Source organism: Aeromonas sp. WP2-W18-CRE-05, assembly GCF_014168615.1.
In the GTDB taxonomy this organism is placed as follows: Bacteria; Pseudomonadota; Gammaproteobacteria; order Enterobacterales; family Aeromonadaceae; genus Aeromonas; species Aeromonas caviae.
Genome location: NZ_AP021917.1, coordinates 3,394,575 through 3,414,657 on the forward strand (window position 1 = coordinate 3,394,575; position 20,083 = coordinate 3,414,657).

Sequence of the window (20,083 nt, forward strand, 5' to 3'; positions counted from 1 at the left end):
TGTGCGCGGAATTATTGCTCCGGCAGATTGAGATCCAGTTTGGGGGTTGCTGGCGTCTCTTCAAGTTGCGCCTTCTGCGCCGCCATCGCCTTGTGCAGGGTGCGGCGCTTTTGCAGCAGAATGAAACCACCGGCCCCCAGCAAGAGCAGCAACACGCCACCTCCCCCCAGCGCCCAGGGCAGCCAGACCGGACTCTCCCGCTCCTCGAACCGGTCGGGGGTGGCGGCGGATGCGGGCATGGCCGCAGAGGGTGCGGGAGGGGGGGGAGGCGGTGCTATGGTGAACGACTTGGCCGGCAATTGCAGTTGCACCTCGCGACCGAGCCGGGTTGTTCCAAAGAGGGTGGCCTCCACCTTGTACTGCCCTGCCGCCTTGAGGGCGGAGAGATCCACGCCAAAACGCGGCGCTGTCGCCACCTCGTTGAACGTCATGCTACTGCCCCCGCCGTCGATGGCCTTGCCCTGGATGACCACGGAGGCGGGATCCAGTTCATCCACATCGATGACCAGGGAGAGCTTGGCTCCCCCCTCCCCGGAGGGGGGATTCAGGGAATAGCTGACCGGCCAGGGGTAGAGCAGCACCTGCTGTGACTGGGCTCGTGAGAAGACCTCATTGCCGGTGCTGAAGAGGGCTCGGTATTTTCCCGCAGGGACGTCCAGTACCGCCTCGGCGGTCAAGATACCGTCCCCCGGCACTTCGTCCACCCCCTTGCCATCATCCATGTAGCGTCCCAGGGTCTCCTCGAACACGGGATCCCCGCTCTGGCTGGCATCGTTGAACTGCTGCAGCTTGACGGTCATGCCCAGATCGGTGAGGTAGTAACCCGCCCCAGGCGCCGCGCCATCGATCAGCAGACGGGATTGCAGTTTGACCCGCTCACCCTGATAGAGGCGGGCCGGCAGCGGCTCGCTCTCGACCTGGATGTCGGTGAGCAGGCGCACCCGATTGTCGGGGTCCACCTCCCCGATCGCCTGCCAGGGGCCGGGCATGGGGTCGCGGATGGTGATGAGATCCTGATCCTTGAGGGGCAACCAGCCCACGTCGGGCGGCTTGACCTTGCCCACATAGAGCTTGCTGCCATCGGGTCGCACCAGGATCACCGAGGGCGTCCCCGGCTTGCGCTTGATGATGAAGGTGATCTCCTTCACGCCATAATCGATGCGAAAGCGGTTGTCGAGCAGAGGAATGTCGGAAGGCGCAAACACCTCGTTGGCCGCGGCCGGGAGGGAGGCCAGCAGCAGCAGCCCCCAAAGCGATCTCATTGCCGCCACAGGCAGGCACCTCCTTTTTTCTGTACCAGATCCAGCCTCGCTTCATGGACAGCCGCCACCTCGTCGCTCGCGCGCAACACCCTGAGCGGCGGGCGATTGCTCTCCAGACGACGAATGCCTGTATCCTGGCTGGTCTCGCTCTCGCTGGTTTCGCTCGCGAGATTGAGTTTGGTCTGGCCACCCGTCATCAGGAGGTAGACGTCCGCCAGGATCTCCGCATCGAGCAAGGCGCCGTGCAGGGTACGGTGAGAGTTGTCGATGCCGTAGCGATCGCACAACACGTCCAGGTTGTTGCGCTTGCCCGGGAAGAGATCCCGCGCCATTGCCAGGGTATCCGTGATGCCGCAGATATCCGCCGTCTTGAAGTTCAGACCGAGCTTGCTGAACTCATAGTCCATGAAGCTCACGTCAAAGGGGGCGTTGTGGGCGATGAGCTCGGCGCCGCGAATGAACTCGATGAAATCGTCCGCTATCTGGCTAAAAGAGGGCTTGTCCGCCAGGAAGGCATCCGTGATGCCGTGCACGGCGATGGCCTCGGGGTCCACCAGCCGATCCGGCTTGATGTAGACGTGGAAATGGTTGCCAGTGAGTTTGCGGTTGATCACCTCCACACAGCCGATCTCGATGATGCGGTGCCCAAGATAGACAGGGCCGCCCGCGGTGTTCATGCCGGTGGTTTCGGTATCCAGAATGATCTGGCGATTCAGTTGGGGTGTGCTCATGATCAAATCCATGTCAAACTTCGGTTTTACTCGCTAGTTTACCCCAAGCCTCTCGCTAAAACAGATTGATTGCTCATGTTGAAACAGATTGATTTATTCACGGATGGCTCCTGCTTAGGCAACCCGGGCCCCGGCGGCTATGGTGCCGTCATGGTCTATGGCAAGCATCGCAAGGAGATCTCCGCCGGTTTTCGATTGACCACCAATAACCGGATGGAGCTGATGGCTGCCATCATGGGGCTGCGGACCCTGAACGAACCCTGCCAGGTGCGGCTTACCACAGACAGCCAGTATGTGCGCCAGGGGATCACCCAATGGATCATCGGCTGGAAGAAGAAGGGCTGGATGACCGCCAACCGTCAGCCGGTCAAGAACGTCGATCTCTGGCAGGCCCTGGATGCGGAAGTGGCCCGTCACCAGATCGAATGGCTCTGGGTGAAGGGACACTCGGGCCACCCGGAAAACGAACGCTGTGACGAGCTGGCCCGTGAGGCCGCCAGCGGCAAGCAGCTTGCCGAAGACAGCGGCTACCAGCCCTGATGCCTGCTAGCCGCCCTGGCGCGCCATTCCTGGCGCGGCCATCGACTCCGGCAGCCGCCAGCGGCGACGCACCGGTGTCACGGGGAAACGCCGCTTGCGGGCGGCAATCACGTAAACAGACGCCAGGGAGCGGCAATAGTCCCGCCCCAGACTCTCCCGCCACCAGCCGATCTTGCTCTGCCTGCCCATGAAGGAGAAACCGAACCGCTCGTCGAACATCACCTCGCAGCCGAGCAATTGCAGCCAGTCGGTCACCCGTGCGGGCGTGAACATGCGGGCAGACCAGGGCAGATGCCGCCGCATGAAGGGCAGATAGTGGCCCAGCCCCACCAGGCTGAGCGGGTTGTAACCGCTGACAATGAGCCAGCCATCGTCGGTCAGCACCCGTTCTGCCTCCCGCAGCACCTGATGAGGATCCGGCGAGAAATCGAGGCAGTGAGCCAGCAGGCAGGCATCCACGCTCCCCGATCGCACCGGCAAGGCGAGCGGATCCCCCTGGATGTCCAGCAGCCGTCCGCCGGGGGCGACACCGATTTGATGACGAATGGTGGAACAGCCGCAGGAGAGTTCGGCGCTCAGGGCTCCTATCTTGAGCAAGTGATAGCCAAAGAGGTGGGGGCACCAGTTGTCGAGGCGCTCCTGAAGTTCGGCGGCCACCCAGTCCCCCATGGGCAGTGCGGACCAACTGGTCGGAAGCGCGATCTGTTGTTCGGTACGTGCCAGTTGCATAATGGGACCAACTCGGGGGCGAATGCCATCCAGTTATATAAGATCCCTTCCTTAAAGAGAACACAAGAGACCTCGACCCATGTATACCGTCATCACAGTTCCCGCCTTCAGCGACAACTACATCTGGTTGATCCGTCATGAAAATCACTGCCTGGTCGTCGATCCGGGCGAGGCCGCTCCCGTGCTGGAACGGCTGGCTGCGCTGGATCTTGTGCTGGATGCCATCCTCCTGACCCATCACCACCGCGATCACGTCGGGGGCGTATCCGAGTTGCTGCAACACTTCCCCCACGCTCGCCTCTATGGCCCCAAGCATGACCCCATGCCGGACCATCACGGCCAATGGCTCGACGACGGGGATCAGATCAACTGGCATGGCCTGAGTCTGGATGTCCTCCATGTACCCGGTCATACCCTGGGGCACATCGCCTATTACGGCCAGGGCATGCTGTTTTGTGGCGATACCCTCTTCAGCGCCGGTTGCGGCCGTCTGTTCGAAGGTACCCCGGCACAGATGCACACTTCCCTGCAACGGCTCGCGGCATTGCCCGATGAGACCCTCCTTTATTGTGCCCATGAATACACGCTCTCCAACCTGCGTTTCGCCCATGCGGTCGAGCCCGACAACCTGGCGATCCAGCGGCAGATCGGCGTGATCAGCAAACTGCGTCAGCAGGGCCTCCCGAGTCTGCCCTCCCGGCTGGGAGATGAGCGGAATTTCAATGTTTTTCTGCGCTGCGAGCAGGACTCGGTAAAATTTTCTGCTGAGAAATACGCCCTTAAATGCTTGGAAAATCCAGAGGATACCTTCGCTGTTCTGCGGGCCTGGAAGGACGTTTTTTGAACAAACCTTGATCAGGGGGGCATTGCCCCTTATGATGCGAGCTGTTTTTCCACAGATGACCTGAGCGAGATGAAGCTACGAACGGCCTTATTGGCAGCGCTGTTTCTCAGCGGCTGTCAAAACCTGAGCCATCAGGATGACCGGGCGGTAACGGCAATCGAGCCGATCAAATCCCCCCAAGTCAGCAAGAAAACGTACAAAAAACACTCTTCGCGGATGCTGTTCGGCGACGAACAGATAGAAGAGCTGGATGACACTGATAACCTGTGGGTGCGTATCAGCGATGATATGCAGCTGGACTCGCACGATAATGCCCGGGTTCGCCAACAGCGTGATTGGTTGTTGCGCAATGATAAGCATATGGCGACCATTGCCAGCCGGGCTGAGCCCTACCTGTATCTGATGGTAGAGGAAATCGAACGGCGTGAGCTGCCAATGGAGCTTATTACCATCCCCATGATCGAGAGCATGTTCGATCCCAATGCCCGCTCCCGCAGCAATGCGGTCGGTCTTTGGCAGTTCGTTCCTGCAACCGGCAAGAATTTCGGCCTGCGCCACGACAACTGGTACGACGGTCGACGCGATGTCCTTGCATCCACCAATGCCGCACTGGATTACCTGGAGTACCTGAACCGGTTCTTCGACGGTGACTGGCTGCAGACCCTGGCCGCTTACAATGCCGGTGAAGGTCGGGTGCGCAACGCCATCACCCGCAACGAACGGGCTGGTCGTCCGACCGACTACTGGTCGCTGGACCTGCCCCGCGAAACCCGGATGTATGTGCCCAAGATCCTGGCCATGGCCGACATGATCCGCAATGCGGACAAATACAATGTCACCCTGCCGGTGCTGGCCAACAAGCCGCAATTGCGAACCATCAATACCGGTGGTCAGATTGATTTGAACGTGGCCGCCCAGCTGGCTGGCGTTTCCGCCTCCCAGCTCAAGGCGCTCAATCCTGCGCTCAAGCGTGGCATGACCTCGCCGCAGGGCCCTTACAACCTGCTGGTCCCCGTCGAGTACGCCGACACCCTGGAGCTGGCCCTGGCCGATCTGCCCCAGCGTGAACGTACCCGTGGTGTGCGCTCCTATCAGGTCACCAGTGGTGATACGCTGTCACGGATCGCCCAGAATCACGGGGTGACCGTGCAACAGCTCAAGCTGGCCAACAACATGCGCGGCAACAACCTGCGCCGTGGCCAGAGCCTGATCATCCCCAATGGTGGGCGCGCAACCCAGGTTGCCCAGAGCAAGCCGCAGCAGCTCGCCAGCCGCAGTGGTGGCAAGGTGAACTATCAGGTGCGCTCCGGTGACAACTTGTGGAGCATCAGCCAGGCACACGGGGTCACCCACGCCGACCTGGCCAAGTGGAACGGCCTGAACGCCAAGTCGGCCCTCAAGCCTGGCATGAAGCTGGTGGTCTGGCCCAAGCAGGGCAAGAGCAGCAACAAGTCCATGGTCTATCAGGTGCGCCGCGGTGATTCCCTCTCCTCCATCGCAGCCCGCTTCCAGGTCGCCGTCAACGATGTGATGCGCTGGAACCAGCTCGGCAAGAGTGACTATCTCAAGCCGGGTCAGGAGTTGACTCTGTTCGTGAAGAACAACAGCTGATCGCTCGTCGCAATCCAAAAAATACCCCGCTTGATGCGGGGTATTTTTTTGTCTGCATGAACCAGCGGCGACGCCGCTCTCCCCTGAGGGATGACTCAGGGAGTGATGGCCTGGGCCGCAAAGCGCGCCAGAATGGGGTTGTGGTCAGAGGCATCGGTAGCCGGTGAACTCACCTCCACCAGATCCAGATTGCGATAGTAGAGGTGATCCAGCGGGCGGCCAAAAGCAGTGCGACGCAGATCAGGCACAGGTATGGCCTCCTGCAGGCCAAGCTCGCCCACCAGCTTGTTCAACCAGAACGCGCGCTTGTCGCTCCAGGTGTTGAAATCGCCGCCCAGGATGACCGGCCCCTGGTGGCGATGGATCAACGCAGTCAGATCGTTGAGCTGCTCGCGAAAGGTCGCCATGCCCAGTTCGAAATTGACCGCATGGAGATTCACCACCAGCACGCCGTCAGGATCCCCCTGCAAGGGATAGAGACTGACCAGACCTGACTTGGGGATACGCAGCAGGGGTTCGGGGGAACGGACGCCACAGACAAACGCCTGCGGCGTTTTCGCCACCGTCATCACGCCAAAGGAGACACCTCCCTGGGTGAAGGCCTGCAACTGCTGCCACTGGAAATCCCCTCTCTTCAGCCAGTCCAGCATCTCGGGCCGGGTCGCCGACTCTTGCAGCAGCACCAGATCCTGGGACTTGGCATACTCATCCAGCCCTTCCCGCCAGTTCTTGCGTTGTCCCTTGTAGAGGTTCCAGACGGTGATGCCAAACTCCCTCGGCAAGGCCGTGGAGGCGAGCGCCACCAGAGGCGGTCTGTCACAGCTTGCGCCAGGTATGATACCTGCCGCAGTCACCAGATGATCTTGATCCGGTACCTCGAAGCAACCGACCAGCCCCAACGTCAGCAGGGACGTTCCCAGAATCCGATAACTATTTTTCATTGGCTAACAATCACCTGCCTCTGCAAGACGACATGGCCCTCACACAGGCCACGGTCGCCGACTAGTCTCATTATTCGTGTCCGGCCCGACTCATCCAGAAGGAATTCAACGATGGCGAGACAGCACCAGTACCGCGTGACATTTTACGATCAACAGGGAACCTGTCATCAAGTGGAGCTTTCCACCGTCTATCAAATCAGGCGGGATCCCCAATGTGATCTCTGTCTGTTCGACACCCGGCAGTGCGTGGGGTCGGAAGAGATGCTGGAGCGCATGATACGGCAAAAAACCGGGCTTGAGCAGGAAATATCCATCATCAATGCCCGGCTCATCTGAGCAGACTCAGACCGGGACGGGGCGGGATTTGCCCTGATCGTCGATGGCCACATAGGTGAAGACACCCTCGGTCACGCAGTACCGCTGGGCTTCGTTCTCCCGCAATACCGGCTTGACCCAGACCTCAAGCTTGAGTCGCATGGAGCTGCGACCAATCTTGAGGCAGCGACCGTAACAGCACACCACGTCACCCACCTTGACCGGGCTGTGGAAGGTCATCCCCTCCACCGAGACGGTACAGATGCGCCCTTTTGCCAGCTCCTTGGCCATGATGCCCCCACCTATATCCATCTGGGACATGATCCACCCGCCGAAGATATCGCCATTGGGGTTGGTATCGGCTGGCATTGCCAGGGTTCTCAGCAACAGCTCCCCATCGGGGTGGCGCTTGGTCTCTTCCATCATTACCGCTCTCTTTATCATGGATGGCGGCATGATAGGGGGCGATCCCCCCCTTGGCAAACCTCAATTGTCCCGGAGCGCGCGCCGTATCTGGTTTGCACGCCAGATGACCGACTCCGGGGCCCGGATGGCGACGACCCGTTCAGCCCTTCAAGGCCGCACCGTCCGCAAACCAGTGGGCCGGATCCGGCCAGCGATAGACGAAACCAAGCTGCTGGCAGATGCGCTGACCTTCGATGGGAGCAAACTCCCCCGCCGGCTCAACGAACTGCGGCGGCACCAACCCGAGCAGGCGGCTCGCGAAGGGGTAGAGCTGCTCCCGGCGCGGGTGGACGGGGGCACTCAGATTGTAGGCATCCCCATCCTGCCCCCGGGCCAGCATCAGCTCACAGGCGGCTACCACGTCGTCCAGATGCACCAGGTTCACAGCCTGGCCTCCCCCGGCCAGCGTCTTGCCCGCCAGAAAACGGCCGGGGTGACGGTCAGGACCATAGAGTCCGGCCGGGCGCAAGATCATGGCGCAGTCAACATGCCCTTCCAGTACGGCAAGCTCGGCCGCCCGCATCCGCGTCCCTCTGTCATGAGCTGGAGCGGGCGTATCCTCCTCCCCCTGCCCGGCCCCCCAGACCGAAGTCGCGCTGATAAACAGAACCCTCAGAACACCCGCCTCCCTCGCCTGTCGACACAGGCTGGCCACAGACGCCGGGTAATCACCGGTCTTGCTGGGGGGCACGCAGATCACCAGGTCATGACAGCGAAAAGGCAGTGATCCCATCTCAGGGGTAAGCAACAGCGGCCAGGCGGCGATGCCCTCCCCCCGCAGCCGTTCAGCCTTTTCGGCCGTACTGACCGTCACCGCGACAGATTGCCCCTGCTCTTGCAATGCCCTGGCCAGGGGCAACCCCAGCCAGCCGGCGCCCACGATACCCGTCTGATACTCAAATTCGTTCGTCATACCCGGATCCTGACAAAAAAAAACGGCCATCCAATGATGACCGTCGAAAGTAACGAAGGAAATAGCCGGATTAACCGGTTACCTCCCACAGCGGGAAAATCGGGAGCGCACGCTCCTAATTCGTGGGCCTATCCTAGTGGCAGCGCGGTCAAAAAGCTTTGAAGCGGATCACAGTTGAAAAGGATTTCTGAAAGCGCTTTCACTGTTTTGCAAAAAAGTCGACCCGCACGGGGCCAACTTCATGACTCAGGCCACAGATTCCCGCCGTACCAGTTCGGCTTCGAATTTGAGCGCCAATCCCTCTACCGGCTTGTGATCCAGCAGCCTCAGGGCCAGCTCAGCGGCACGCTCTCCCATCTCCTCGATGGGGTAACGTACCGTGGTGAGCTTGGGATAGATGTATCGGGCATAGGGGATGTCATCAAAACCGACCACAGAAACCTGCTGGGGGATCTTGTAACCCCGCTCCAGCAGACAGGAGATGGCCCCCGCCACCATGGCATCGTTGAAACCAAGCACAGCGCTGAACTCGACGCCGCGCGCCAGCAGCTCGCTCATGGCCACATAGCCACCTTTTTCGTCGGCATAGGCACGGCCGATGAGGGCCGGATCCAGCTCGATACCTGCCCGTTGCAGGGCGAAGCGATAGCCGGCCATACGCTGCTGACCATCCACAAACTCCTCGTCATCGGAGGTGACGAAGGCAATCTTGCGATGTCCCGCGTCCAGCAGATGCTGGCAAGCCGTGGTGATGCCGGCCTGGTTGTCCAGCCAGACGCAGCGATCCTCGCAGCCTGGCACCTGACGGTTGATGAAGACGATAGGGGTCGTGCCCGACGCCAGCTCGCTGAGCTCTTCGTCAGGCAGCGCCTTGCTGTGCAGGATCAGGGCATCGCACTGGCGCTGCAGCAGCGCCTGGATGGCGTGCCGCTCACGGGTCGCGTCGTGGTTTCCGGACACCACGATGGTGAACTTGTTCGCCTTGTCGACCATGCTTTCGATGCCGCGCATCATCTGGGCGAAGAAGGGGCCGCCACACAGATCCCCCACCAGCACACCGATACAGTTGGAGCGTTTGCTCACCAGGGCCTGGGCGAAGCTGTTTGGACGAAAGCTGAGTTCCTTCATGGCCGCGAGGACAGCCTCGCGCTTCTCGGGCGCCACCTGCGCCGTGTTGTTGATCACTCGAGACACTGTCGAAATGGAGACATTCGCCAGCTGAGACACATCTTTGATCGTTGCCACTCTCGATTCCTTTGTTGGAAAAGCCTGTCAGTGATGATCGGGCATTGTATCGAACCTGACAGACCAAGACGCGGCGCCCGATCACCTGGCAGGTTTCCTTTTGTAACAAAGCTTAAGGGATGATAACCATTCTGGGGCAAGAATGGGAGGCAGCCGCGACAACGACTGCCCCCGAACTCAATAGGCGTGATTCAGCTCGCGTTCCGACATGAAACGCAAGGGCTGCTGCAGCTTGTGTTGATAGATGAGATCGAAAGAGAGCACGTTCTGGACATAGTTGCGCGTCTCCCGATAGGGGATGCTCTCCACCCAGACATCCATCGGCTTGTTGTCGCTCTGCTCGCGCCAGCGCTTGACCCGGCCAGGACCCGCATTGTAGGCCGCCGCCGCCAGGATCCGGTTGCCGTCATACACATCCAGCAGGCGCTTGAGGTAGGCGCTGCCAAGACGAATGTTCATGGCCGGGTCGAACAGTTGCTGCTCGTTGCGATAGGGCACCCCAAGCTTGCCGGCCGTCTCTTTCGCGGTGGCAGGCATCAGCTGCATCAACCCCCTCGCCCCGACTGGTGACTGGGCCAGGGGATAGAGTGCGCTCTCCTGACGGGAGATGGCGTAGAGCAGACTGGTGTTCATGGTGCGCTCTTGTGCCATCTGGGAGAAGGTGCGCTTGAGGGGCAGTGGGAAGCGCAGGTCCAGCGCATCCCAGGCCTCGGCACGGATGCTGGAGAGGATCGCCAGCTCGTGCCAGCCCTGGTTGAGGGCGATGTGGCCAAACTCCAGGCGCTGGGCCACGCTGTTGCGATCCATGTTGTGGATCCACTCAGAGCGGGCCGCCGTGATCTCGTTCATCGCCAGCAGCTCACGCACCCGCAGCAGGAAGGGCCAGCGGCGGCTGGCACTTTGCCAGTCCGGCACCTTGTGCGCCACGCTCTGGTTCTTCATGCGATAGGGCACACCGGTGCGCTGGGCCGCCATGAAGCCGTAGAAGCCGCGCAGGCTCGCAGTCTCGAGATAGAGGTCCCGCGCCGGTTTCTGCCGCCCCTGTTTCTCCAGCGAGCGCGCCATCCAGTAACGCCAGCGATCCTCTTTTTGCAGCCCCATGGGCATCCGCTTGACCCAGCCTTCGAGGCCGCGCCAATCCTGCTCCCAGATGGCAAGACGGGCCCGCAGCTCCACCAGCTCCGGATCCTTGAGCCGCACCAGGGCCGTATCCAGCCAGGCGCGCTGGTCAGAAGAGCGGTCCAACAACAGGCGGCGGGCGGCCGCCTTCTCCACCCGATTCACCTCGGCATGGTTCAGGCCGAAGCGACGGGCCATCTCCCCCAGTTGGCGCAGAACCGCGTCGGGCTCCTGGTTGGCGTAGCGGGCCAGCCCCAGGGAGAGCAGATGCCGTGACGGGGGCGCCGCCGTGAAGTTGGCCGGATTCATCGCCCGCACGGGTTGGTCATACAGGGCGATCATCTGATCGCCATACCCCTTCATGCCGCTGCCGAGCTGGGCACCGAGGTGGCGAATGAGGTTGGGGTTCTGGGCCTCGAAAGCCAGGTTCATGCGCTCCCAGATCTTCTCCTGAGTACGCAGACCCGCTTGCTGCCAGAGCTGGAACAGGGGATCGCAGGCATCGGGCCTGGACTGACCGCTCAACCAGAGCTTGCCTGCCTCCTGCAGGGCTTCACTCTGGTGCCCCGTGTAGTAGCGGGCCTGATAGTGCTGACAGAGCAGATCGGTGGAGCTTGGCTTGGCTGGATAGAAGCGCAGGAACTGGGACCACTGCTGGCTCTGGGCAAGATAGGTGAGATAGCTGCGCTCGAGCCGGTTGGACTGGGGGGTGTCCCCGTGCTGGCGGATGAAGCGGGTCACATCGTTGTAGTCTGCCGCCCCGGGACGGAACGCAAGCTGGTAGTAATCCAGATAGGGCAACAGCGGATAGTGGATCAGGCGTGCCCGAAGCTGGCTGAATTTGACCTGATCATTGGCACGCACGGCCTCATGGGCCTGGCGATAGAGAGACTGCTCCATGGTCTGCGCGAAGGCAGGAGCCAACAGCCCCGGCATCCAGAGCGCAGACAAGATGATTCCCTGCACGACTTTCACGAATGGCATTCTCCCCTTGAAGACATAACCACCGCCAAAGTGCGGTGGTGACATACCTTCATTCTACCCGCTAAGCACGGGGGCTACGCCACACTATTTTTATCGGTGCAGACGGGGCGATCACCGCGTACCTGGCGGCTGACATAGCGTTCAAGGTAGGGAACAGGAAGCGGCTTGGAGGCGAGGTATCCCTGGAAGAAATGGCAGCCCTGTGCCTGCAGAAACTCCAGTTGCTGGCGGGACTCCACCCCCTCCGCCGTCACGTTGAACCCCATGTGGCGGGCCATGGCGATCACGGCCTCGACGATGGCCATGTTGTCACCATCCTTGGGAATGTCCTGGATGAAAGAGCGGTCGATCTTGAGCTCGTCCGCCGGCAGCCGCTTGAGGTAGCTCAGGGAAGAGTACCCCGCCCCGAAGTCATCGATGGCAAAGCTGATGCCCAGGGTCTTGAGTTCCGCCATCTTGCTGATGGTGTCTTCCGCATGACCCAGCACCACCGACTCGGTGATCTCTAGGTTGAGGCAGGCGGGATCCATGCCGGTGGCCGCCAGCACGTCGTGAATGCGATCGACAAAGTCGGGAGCATGGAACTGTTTGGCACTCACGTTGACCGAGAGCTGGGGGACGTGGATCCCGCTCTCCTCCCAGGAGACGTACTGGGTACAGGCTTCGTGCAATACCCAGTTGCCGATGTCGACAATGAGATCCGTTTCCTCGGCAATGGGGATGAACTCGGCAGGCGACACCAGGGCACGCCCGGGAGGTTGCCAGCGGATCAGTGCCTCGACACCGATGATCTCCCCCCCCGCCACCATGTGCTGGGGCTGGTAGTGGAGAGTCAGTTCCCCATTGTCGAGGGCACTGCGCAGCTCGTTGTGAATGTGCAGACGCCGGTCGGCCTGCAACTGCATGGAGGCATCGAAGAAGCGCCGGGTCTTGCGGCCCGCCGATTTCGCCTGATACATGGCGGTGTCAGCCTGCTTGAGCAGATCCCCCGCCTCCTGCTCCCGACCGGGGAAGAGGGTGATGCCGACACTGGCGCCGATGTGCAGCACCTGGCCTCTGAAATCATAGGGGGCGGCGATCTCCCCGATGAGCCGCTCCGCGATGAGGTCGGCCTGCATCTCCGCCTGGGGCGGGCTGATGGAAAGCGCTGGCAGCAACAACACGAACTCGTCGCCGCCGAGACGGGCCAGACAATCCCCCTGGCGCACCAGCCGCTTGAGACGGCTGGCCACCTCCTTGAGCAGCCAGTCGCCAGTGGCGTGACCCAGGGAATCATTGATGGTCTTGAAGTGGTCGAGATCGATGAACAGCAGGGCCCCTATAAGGTGACTGCGATTTGCATCGGTGAACGCCTGGGTCAGAGTTTCGTGCAGCTGACGGCGATTGGGCAGGCCGGTCAGCTCGTCATAGAAGGCGAGATCCTGGATGCGGCGCTCCGCCGCCTTGCGCTCGGAAATATCCTCGAAGAAGATGACATAGTGGCTGATCCCCCCCTTCTCATCCTGCACCGGCGTGACGATCTCCCACTGGGGATAGGCGTGACCGTCGGCGTGCAGGCGCAGGGTTTCCCCCTGCCAGCGATCCAGGGCGTTGAGCTCGTAACCCAGCCCTCCCAGCCCCGACCAGAGATCGTTGCCAAGATGCAGACCAATCACCCCCTGGTTGTCAAAGCCGGTGATCTGGCTGAAGGCGTAATTGACCCGCAGGATCTTGAACTCGGGATCCGTGATGATGATCCCTTCGTGAGTTTCAAAGGCCACCGCAGACAGCCGCATCAAGGCATCGCTCTGCAGGCGCTCCAGCTCGGCCACCATGCGCACCGAGAAAATGGTCAGGACAGAGTCCAGATCCGTGGTCCGGGTCTGGCTCGGGAACAGCAGGGCGAGATGGCCCAGGATCTGACCATTGCGATCGAGCAGCGGCTGGGCGTAATAGTGCTGGCCCGGGGGCAGGTCGGGATACCCGGTCAGGGGTTCACTCACGGGGACCGCGCAGGAGGCCCCCTGGCGATAGAGCTGCTGGCAGGGCATGTCACAGAGAGCATACTCCTTGACGTCGATGCCGTGGCTCGCCAGCACCCTGAGCCTGTCGAGACCGACCCGCTCCGTCAGCCAGACGGCAGTGGCTCCCAGGATATGGGCCAGCTCGTTGACCAGGGTCTGGCAAAAATCGAGCCCCGTCTTGGCGGAGAGCGCCTGCGCCAGCTTGGCCAGCAAGGGGGCTTGTAACATGGGGAGCGGCGGTGTCACGCCTGCGGGGGAGTCGGCGCGATCCATCTCGCGATGCATCATTTCGAGGGGGGCAAGCCAGCCACAACAGAGCCCCTGTGCAGGCACATACTGACCGTACCAGAGCGCGTGGTGTACCTTGCCGTCCTCATCGCGCAGGTGACCGATGAACTGGCCAGGCTGGCCGGAATCGTGGAGTCTTGCAAGAAAATCGGCGAAACCCGCTTCATCTTCCCGCTCAAGTTGGGTGGCCCAGGGGTGGGTTCCCTCCCCTGCCCAGGGTTCACAAGAGACATGATCAGACAGGCTCCATTGCCCATGCTGCCGATCATAAAACCACATCATCTGGGTGGCTTGCTGCTTCATCTACGACTCCAACCACTACAACCACGTTATCCACCCCGACTCCTGCAGAAAAGCATATCCGTTTGCGCGCATATCTCCACCGGCGCATGGCAATGATTTTGCGATGCGATGAGGCGATGTGGGTGGAGAAAATTCGAGACTATGCGGCAAAAACCAAACATCGGGTCGACACAAGGCGCTGCCGAGGGGGGACAGAAACGATCCTATTTGCTGATACTGCCTGCCTGTTTCACTGAGCTCAAGCGGTTTTTGGCATGAAACGGGAAAAGCTCACAATTTATGGACAGCGGGATTCCCAAGGGTATTTTTCGTGACACAGATCACATTTTGATTTGGCGACATGGGTAATCTGGAGGTGAAGACACAAGCAAGACGACCCGAAGGGGGCCATTATGAAAATCGAAATGACCAGTAAAATCATCGACATCACCCCAGCCATCCGCGAGCGCATTGAATCCCGTTTTGAAAAGCTCGAGCGTCTTCAGGTGCCTCTTATCACACCCCATGTGATCATCTCCAAAGAGCGTTTGATGTATATCGTCGAAGCCACTATCGGCATTCCCAACGGCAAACTGTTTGCGCAGGCAGAGCACGAGGATCTCTATGCTGCCATCACGGACCTGGGCCAGAAGCTGGAACGCCAGCTCAACCGTCACACGGAAAAACCCATCGCCCGTCGTGCCGCCGGCAAGGAAGTGCCCCAACCGGACGAAGCAGACGCCTGACAAGGTTCACCACTCATAAAGCAAAAGGCGGGTTATCCCGCCTTTTTGCATTCTACCGTGCCGTCACCCCAGCCAGCGCAGCCTGGCATCCACCCCTTGCGCAAGCTCATCGAGCAGCGGCAGCATCATCAGCGGAGCCTCCTCCCTGGGGTCAGCACCCATAGGTCGGGTCTGCCATCGCTCACGACCCAGTGCCGAGAGGTTGTCGTACACCGCGGGATCCAGCGCGGGCGTTCGGCTCACCAGTGGCGGGGAGCGCAGCGCCAGCCAGAGTCTCACATCCGTCATGCACCCGCCCTGTTGCAGACGCTCGTTGAGGCTGGTGGCATCGCTCTCTTCCACCCCGCCTTGCAGGGACGCCCGGGGCATCAGACCGAAACGGGAGCGCCAATCCAGCTCACCCGACGCAGGCTTGGGCGGGGCATCAAACCAGGGCTGCTCTTCCACCGCATCGGTCAGCAGCGCCAGGTGCAGCCTGAAGTCGGCACGGTCCCCCGCACGGAGATCCTGGTTGAGCCGTTGGCCCAACTGGGCCTCATCCACGAGCAAGCGGTCACGAATCGCACTGGGCAGCATGAGATAAATCTTGGAAATGAAGGTTTCATTGCTTATCGGCCATCAACCCGATCCTTTAAGCATTAAAAATCCCGGCAGAGGGGTTCACAAGCGCGACAGATCTGTTAGTATGCGCCTCGCACTTGGGGAGGGGTTCCCGAGCGGCCAAAGGGATCAGACTGTAAATCTGACGGCTCTGCCTTCGAAGGTTCGAATCCTTCTCCCTCCACCATTCAAGTGCGCACAATCAGGTCATACCCCGTGGAGGGGTTCCCGAGCGGCCAAAGGGATCAGACTGTAAATCTGACGGCTCTGCCTTCGAAGGTTCGAATCCTTCTCCCTCCACCATTCAAGTGCGCACAATCAGGTCATACCCCGTGGAGGGGTTCCCGAGCGGCCAAAGGGATCAGACTGTAAATCTGACGGCTCTGCCTTCGAAGGTTCGAATCCTTCTCCCTCCACCATCTTTCAGAGAACCCGGCCTTGTGCCGGGTTTTCGCTTTTCTGCCTTCCACAAATCCCCTTCTTCTACAAAAAAACGGGAGGCCAGGCCTCCCGTCAATATATGCACGCTCTCACCCCGAACCTGCTGGCGACAGCTGTCATCAGCAGGTCGGGCAGAGGGGGATAAACGTCTCCCCAGGCATCTGTCTTGTCATCCGCGCCCCTTACAGGGTGAAGCGATAGAAGATATCCACCGCCTGGGCCACCCCGCTCATGGCCTGCAGATAGAGCCTTGGCATCAGCTCGTAGCGCAGCTTGAATTCGGCGATGGGGCTGAACACCCCGACCCCGTACTGGAACTGCAAGCCGGGCAGCAGGTAGGCCGACAGGGTCACCTCGGTGTCATCGCCACTGCCTGCAGTATCGAGGGCCACGTCGCTCATGCCGAGGGACTCCCCGATGCTGGAGACCACGCCGCTCGCCTGGCTCACGGCCCCCGCCACCAGCAGGCCGTTGAAGCCGCCATCCTCGCCGCTGGTCTGCAATCCCTTGCCCCGCAACAGATAGGAGAGCTGTTCGGACTGCGCCATCTGCGGCTCGGAATAGACGGTGATCTTCGGCTTGGTAGCCGGCCCCGTCACCCGCACCCCGACGGTCACGTTGTCCTCGATGGTATCCGGATCCCGATAGGTCTCGATGTTGAGATAGGGCTGATCGATGGGGCCGGAGAAGAGGATCCGCCCCTCCTTGATGATGAGGTTCTGGCCATAGGCCTTGAAGCGCCCGTCCCTGAGCTCCAGTTGCCCGTTGCCCGAGAGCGGCTTGGAGGGATCCTGGCGAATGTTGAGGGCCCCTCCCACCTTGGTCTTGAGTCCCATGGCTTCGAGGCGGACGTCGTCCCCGAGCCGGATGGCGAGCCTGATCTCCATGGGCAGCGGTGCCGCCTTGGGGACCGGCGGCAGATCGTCGTAGATGACGGTGACATCATCGGAGACCGCTACCGCGCTGTCTGGCAGGCTCTTGACCAGGATGCGCGACCAGGGGATGTCCACCTGCCCGGTCACCCTGGTCTCCTCCCCGAGAGAGATGGCGATGTCAGGTGTCACCCTGACCCGACCCATGCCCGGGTACTGGGCCTCCAGCTCCTTGCCCTGAATGGTGAGGCTGCCGGTCACCGGCTGCTGGGCCCAGCTCAGCCAGCCCCCCAGCACCAGGGGGCCTTTGCCCACCATCATGGAGCCGTCGAGTTCGGCCCGGTTGCCATCTATCTTGAGGCGGGTCACCAGCTTGGAGAGGGTCACCATGTCGGAGTGGGTCTGAACCTCCCCTTCCTTCAGGTTCAGCTCGCCATACAGCAGGGGGGCAGCCAGGGTGCCGTCGAAGCGGGCATCCGCCGAGATGACCCCTTGCAGGGAGCGCACTTCGGGAATGAGGGGCGCAAAGGTCGCCAGCTTCAGATCGTCAAACCTGAGTTGACCGCCGAGGTTGCCGCGGCCGGCGGGATCCCGGATCAGCAGATCGGTGTCGATGTTGCCTATCTGCTCGGAGGCGAAATCGACCCGGATGGCGGCCTGCTGGCGCTCGAAGTCGATCCCGAGCTCGAGGCGCTGGTAATCGGTCTTGAGTTCGTCGGCGACGAAGGTCCCAGGCGTGGTGCGCACGGTGGCGTGCAGGGTCGGCTGGTTGCCGCGCCAGCTGGCGCGCCCGTCGGCCGACAGCACCGCCTGCCAGCGGAAATTGTCCGGCAACCAGGGGCGCAGCCGCTTGAGATCAAATTCGTTCAGGGCAAATTCCAGATTGCCCTGGGACTGAGCTATCCGGCTCCCCTTGACGCAGAGACTGGCCTTCTGGGACGCGAGGCAGAGATCCCCCATGGTCAGCTGCTGTTTCGGCAGATCCAGGTCCAGAGACCAGGGGGCGGTCAGCGCCCAGCGCTTGAGGGGGGTCTTGAGCTTCAGCTCGGCAAGGGCGCCACGCCAGCGGTCACCGCGCAGGCTGCCATTCAGGCTGAGGTCTGCCGCCAGCGGATCCCCCTTCATGGTCAAGGTGAGCCCGTGGCGCTCGAGATCGCCGCTCAGGTTCAGGGCGATTTGCGAGAGCTTGGTCTCCCCCTGCGCCAGGCTCGCCACCGTCACCGCCACCTCACCGGCGGGCTTCTCCCCGACCAGGGCGTTGGCCTTGATGACGGTCTCCTTGAGGACGGTGCCCGCGTAGGCGAGTCGGCCCGACACCAGATCGGCATTCACGCGCGGCGCCTGCTGGTTGCCGGTGACGCGCACCTGGCCCTTGATGTCCCCTCCCAGACCCGGGTAGATACCCCCAAGCTTGGGCGCATCCAGATCCGCATCCAGCTTCCAGGCCTGGGTCGTGAGCGAGCCTTTGGCCTGCAGCCGGTTTGGGCCGCTTTGCAGCGCCAGGGCCGGGATGGTCCACTCCATCTTGTCGTTGCCGCTGAGCCTGCCCTGCAAGGCCAGGGGATACTGGTTGAGCTTGCCATCCACCTTGAGCTCGGGCAGGGCCAGCTGCCAGTGGCCCGCCTCATCCAGATCGAAGCGGCTGGCGATCTTGCCCGCCAGTACCCCCTTGATCTCGGGCACCAGCTCCGCCGGGTTGATCCCCTTGAATTCGGTCGTCCCCTGCCACTGGACCCCCTTGCTCCAGGCCAGCTTGCCGTCGACCTTGAGCTCCCCCTTGAGGACACCCAGCAGCAGCTCGATACGGCTCAGCTGGTTGAGATCCCCCTTGCCCGAGAGGGCCACCTTGAAGGGGGGCACATCGGTCCCCTTGCCGGCGGTGTTGAGCGCAAACTGATAACCGGAGAGCTTGCCCTTGGCGCTCAGGGTGCCCTTGTCCAGCCGATAGCTGGGCTCATCCTTGGCGGGCTTGTGCAGGGGCCAGGAGAGGCTCTTCCAGTCCAGCGCCAGATCGAAGGGCAGATCCGGGTCGAGGGCCGCAAGGGATCCTTTGAGATTGGCGCCCACCGGCCCCTTGGCCTTGAGTGCCAGCCCAAGCTTGCCCACAGAACCGTCCAGGACGAGATTGACCTGCTCCCCCTTGAGCTCCCCGTCCAGCAGCCCTTGACGCGCCTTGGCATCCAGAGTGAGGGTGAGGGGATAATCCTCGTGCAGGCGCACCTGACCACTCAAGGCCAGATCCGCCATGGCATGGCGCAAGGAGAGCTCCCGGATGTCGATGCGCTCCTCCTCGGCGGTGGCCGACAGCAACAGGTTGTCAAGCCCCTCCACCAGCTCACCTTGCTGATAACGGAACGCCGTGGCTTTCAGCCCCTCCAGCTGGATGGGGAAAGGCAGTCGCACCGCCGGCAGCACCATGGGCTCGGGCTTGTTTGCGGCCTGCGTCTTGTCACCGGGGGCAGCCTTGCGCTCGCCGGCCGCCAGGGTGGCGCTTTTCTCATCCGCCGGTTTGGCGCCCTTGCCACTGGCCGCCTCCACCGGGGAGGGTGCCACCACCACGTTCAGGCCATCGAGCACGGGGCCGCGCACGATGAGCCCGGCGCGATCCAGGGCGGCGCCAATGTCCAGATCCTTGAGGGTGATCGTCACGCCGGGCACCGCCACATCGAGATCGGCAACCTTGAGGCTGTCGACCTGGATTTTGAGCGGCAACGGATGCCAGACGAATGGCTCCGACGGCTCTTCCGGCACCGGCTCGGACTCCGCCACCCGGACCACGGGGCGAGTCACCGCCAGAGTCTTGATCCAGAGCTTGCCCTGCAGGAGCTTGCCCAGATCCCAGTCCAGCACGGCCCGCTCCACGGTGACATCCACCAGCTCGTCCTGCCAGCCAACCCCTTCGAAGGTCCAGCCATACCCGAGTTGCCCCGCCACCAGCTCCCCCTTGAGGGAGGGCAGCGCGGCTCTGGCCTGTTGCCACAACCACTTGTTGCCCTGATGGGTGAAGCCCAGCAGGCTGACGCCGATGAGCAGCAGGAAGAAGAGGCCCATGAGCCACAAGAAAATGCGTTTTACCCAGATCACGATGCAGACCCCTGCAAGGAAAGCAGCCGCAGCGGCCAGAAAAGAGAAAGAAGAGGATATGCGCCTGG

General features: G+C 61.7%; 17 protein-coding genes and 3 tRNA genes. 8 read left to right on the plus strand and 12 right to left on the minus strand.

From position 1 onward, the window contains the following. Nucleotides 1–11 precede the first annotated feature (11 nt). Nucleotides 12–1,262: a TIGR03503 family protein gene (locus tag H7R73_RS15740; protein ID WP_042865207.1), complete on the minus strand. Its 1,251-nt coding sequence runs from the start codon at nucleotides 1,260–1,262 to the stop codon at nucleotides 12–14. Next, nucleotides 1,259–1,993: a DNA polymerase III subunit epsilon gene (dnaQ, locus tag H7R73_RS15745; protein WP_161653403.1), complete on the minus strand. Its 735-nt coding sequence runs from the start codon at nucleotides 1,991–1,993 to the stop codon at nucleotides 1,259–1,261. The genes H7R73_RS15740 and dnaQ overlap by 4 nt, the downstream gene beginning before the upstream one ends. A gap of 75 nt (nucleotides 1,994–2,068) precedes the next feature. Here dnaQ and rnhA point away from each other — a divergent pair, with 75 nt between their 5' ends. Continuing rightward, entirely contained in the window at nucleotides 2,069–2,533 is a 465-nt protein-coding gene (gene rnhA, locus H7R73_RS15750; RefSeq protein ID WP_010674138.1) for a ribonuclease HI, read from the plus strand. Between the two features lie 6 nt (nucleotides 2,534–2,539). On the opposite strand, the gene H7R73_RS15755 is transcribed toward rnhA, so the two are convergent. Beyond that, nucleotides 2,540–3,262, minus strand: a complete 723-nt coding sequence (locus H7R73_RS15755) for a class I SAM-dependent methyltransferase (protein ID WP_010674137.1) — start codon at nucleotides 3,260–3,262, stop codon at nucleotides 2,540–2,542. 79 nt (nucleotides 3,263–3,341) lie between these two features. Between H7R73_RS15755 and gloB the strand changes: the two genes are divergently transcribed. Then, nucleotides 3,342–4,106 carry a hydroxyacylglutathione hydrolase gene (gene gloB, locus H7R73_RS15760; RefSeq protein ID WP_039038832.1) on the plus strand — a complete coding sequence of 255 codons (765 nt, stop codon included), beginning with the start codon at nucleotides 3,342–3,344 and terminating at the stop codon, nucleotides 4,104–4,106. A gap of 87 nt (nucleotides 4,107–4,193) precedes the next feature. Here gloB and H7R73_RS24220 read toward each other — a convergent pair whose 3' ends face one another. Next, nucleotides 4,194–4,466 carry a hypothetical protein gene (locus tag H7R73_RS24220; RefSeq protein ID WP_010674135.1) on the minus strand — a complete coding sequence of 91 codons (273 nt, stop codon included), beginning with the start codon at nucleotides 4,464–4,466 and terminating at the stop codon, nucleotides 4,194–4,196. Here H7R73_RS24220 and H7R73_RS15765 point away from each other — a divergent pair, their 5' ends adjacent. Continuing rightward, nucleotides 4,467–5,717 (plus strand): LysM peptidoglycan-binding domain-containing protein, encoded by a 1,251-nt coding sequence (locus H7R73_RS15765; protein ID WP_010674134.1) that lies wholly within the window; start codon nucleotides 4,467–4,469, stop codon nucleotides 5,715–5,717. A gap of 95 nt (nucleotides 5,718–5,812) precedes the next feature. On the opposite strand, the gene H7R73_RS15770 is transcribed toward H7R73_RS15765, so the two are convergent. Next, entirely contained in the window at nucleotides 5,813–6,658 is an 846-nt protein-coding gene (locus tag H7R73_RS15770) for an endonuclease/exonuclease/phosphatase family protein (protein ID WP_029314263.1), read from the minus strand. A gap of 111 nt (nucleotides 6,659–6,769) precedes the next feature. On the opposite strand from H7R73_RS15770, the gene H7R73_RS15775 reads away from it, so the two are divergent. Continuing rightward, nucleotides 6,770–6,994 (plus strand): hypothetical protein, encoded by a 225-nt coding sequence (locus tag H7R73_RS15775; RefSeq protein ID WP_010674132.1) that lies wholly within the window; start codon nucleotides 6,770–6,772, stop codon nucleotides 6,992–6,994. 6 nt (nucleotides 6,995–7,000) lie between these two features. Here the strand turns inward: H7R73_RS15775 and yciA are convergent, their stop codons facing one another. The 5 genes from yciA to H7R73_RS15800 all read right to left on the minus strand — a co-directional run bounded on the left by yciA (nucleotide 7,001) and on the right by H7R73_RS15800 (nucleotide 14,293). Next, complete coding sequence (yciA, locus tag H7R73_RS15780; RefSeq protein WP_029314261.1) at nucleotides 7,001–7,399, minus strand: acyl-CoA thioester hydrolase YciA; 399 nt, start codon at nucleotides 7,397–7,399, stop codon at nucleotides 7,001–7,003. 139 nt (nucleotides 7,400–7,538) lie between these two features. Further along, nucleotides 7,539–8,351, minus strand: coding sequence for an NAD-dependent epimerase/dehydratase family protein (locus H7R73_RS15785; RefSeq protein WP_182951321.1), 813 nt, complete (start codon nucleotides 8,349–8,351; stop codon nucleotides 7,539–7,541). A 246-nt stretch (nucleotides 8,352–8,597) separates the two neighbouring features. Further along, nucleotides 8,598–9,596: a LacI family DNA-binding transcriptional regulator gene (locus tag H7R73_RS15790; protein ID WP_039038828.1), complete on the minus strand. Its 999-nt coding sequence runs from the start codon at nucleotides 9,594–9,596 to the stop codon at nucleotides 8,598–8,600. 177 nt (nucleotides 9,597–9,773) lie between these two features. Further along, on the minus strand, nucleotides 9,774–11,690 hold the full coding sequence (locus tag H7R73_RS15795) for a transglycosylase SLT domain-containing protein (protein ID WP_182951755.1): 1,917 nt from the start codon (nucleotides 11,688–11,690) through the stop codon (nucleotides 9,774–9,776). Nucleotides 11,691–11,773: 83 nt separating this feature from the next. Next, nucleotides 11,774–14,293 carry a bifunctional diguanylate cyclase/phosphodiesterase gene (locus H7R73_RS15800; RefSeq protein WP_134997975.1) on the minus strand — a complete coding sequence of 840 codons (2,520 nt, stop codon included), beginning with the start codon at nucleotides 14,291–14,293 and terminating at the stop codon, nucleotides 11,774–11,776. 392 nt (nucleotides 14,294–14,685) lie between these two features. On the opposite strand from H7R73_RS15800, the gene hpf reads away from it, so the two are divergent. After that, the gene (gene hpf, locus H7R73_RS15805; protein WP_010674126.1) at nucleotides 14,686–15,018 is read left to right on the plus strand and encodes a ribosome hibernation-promoting factor, HPF/YfiA family; all 333 of its coding nucleotides are present in this window, start codon (nucleotides 14,686–14,688) and stop codon (nucleotides 15,016–15,018) included. 63 nt (nucleotides 15,019–15,081) lie between these two features. On the opposite strand, the gene H7R73_RS15810 is transcribed toward hpf, so the two are convergent. Continuing rightward, nucleotides 15,082–15,594, minus strand: coding sequence for a VC2046/SO_2500 family protein (locus H7R73_RS15810; protein ID WP_182951322.1), 513 nt, complete (start codon nucleotides 15,592–15,594; stop codon nucleotides 15,082–15,084). Nucleotides 15,595–15,720: 126 nt separating this feature from the next. On the opposite strand from H7R73_RS15810, the gene H7R73_RS15815 reads away from it, so the two are divergent. From H7R73_RS15815 to H7R73_RS15825, 3 genes are all read left to right on the plus strand, one after another. Further along, nucleotides 15,721–15,805: transfer RNA gene (locus tag H7R73_RS15815), tRNA-Tyr, on the plus strand. A 31-nt stretch (nucleotides 15,806–15,836) separates the two neighbouring features. Then, nucleotides 15,837–15,921: transfer RNA gene (locus H7R73_RS15820), tRNA-Tyr, on the plus strand. Between the two features lie 31 nt (nucleotides 15,922–15,952). Beyond that, nucleotides 15,953–16,037 (plus strand) — tRNA-Tyr (locus H7R73_RS15825). A gap of 204 nt (nucleotides 16,038–16,241) precedes the next feature. On the opposite strand, the gene tamB is transcribed toward H7R73_RS15825, so the two are convergent. Continuing rightward, the gene (gene tamB / locus H7R73_RS15830; RefSeq protein WP_182951323.1) at nucleotides 16,242–20,015 is read right to left on the minus strand and encodes an autotransporter assembly complex protein TamB; all 3,774 of its coding nucleotides are present in this window, start codon (nucleotides 20,013–20,015) and stop codon (nucleotides 16,242–16,244) included. Nucleotides 20,016–20,083 lie beyond the last annotated feature (68 nt).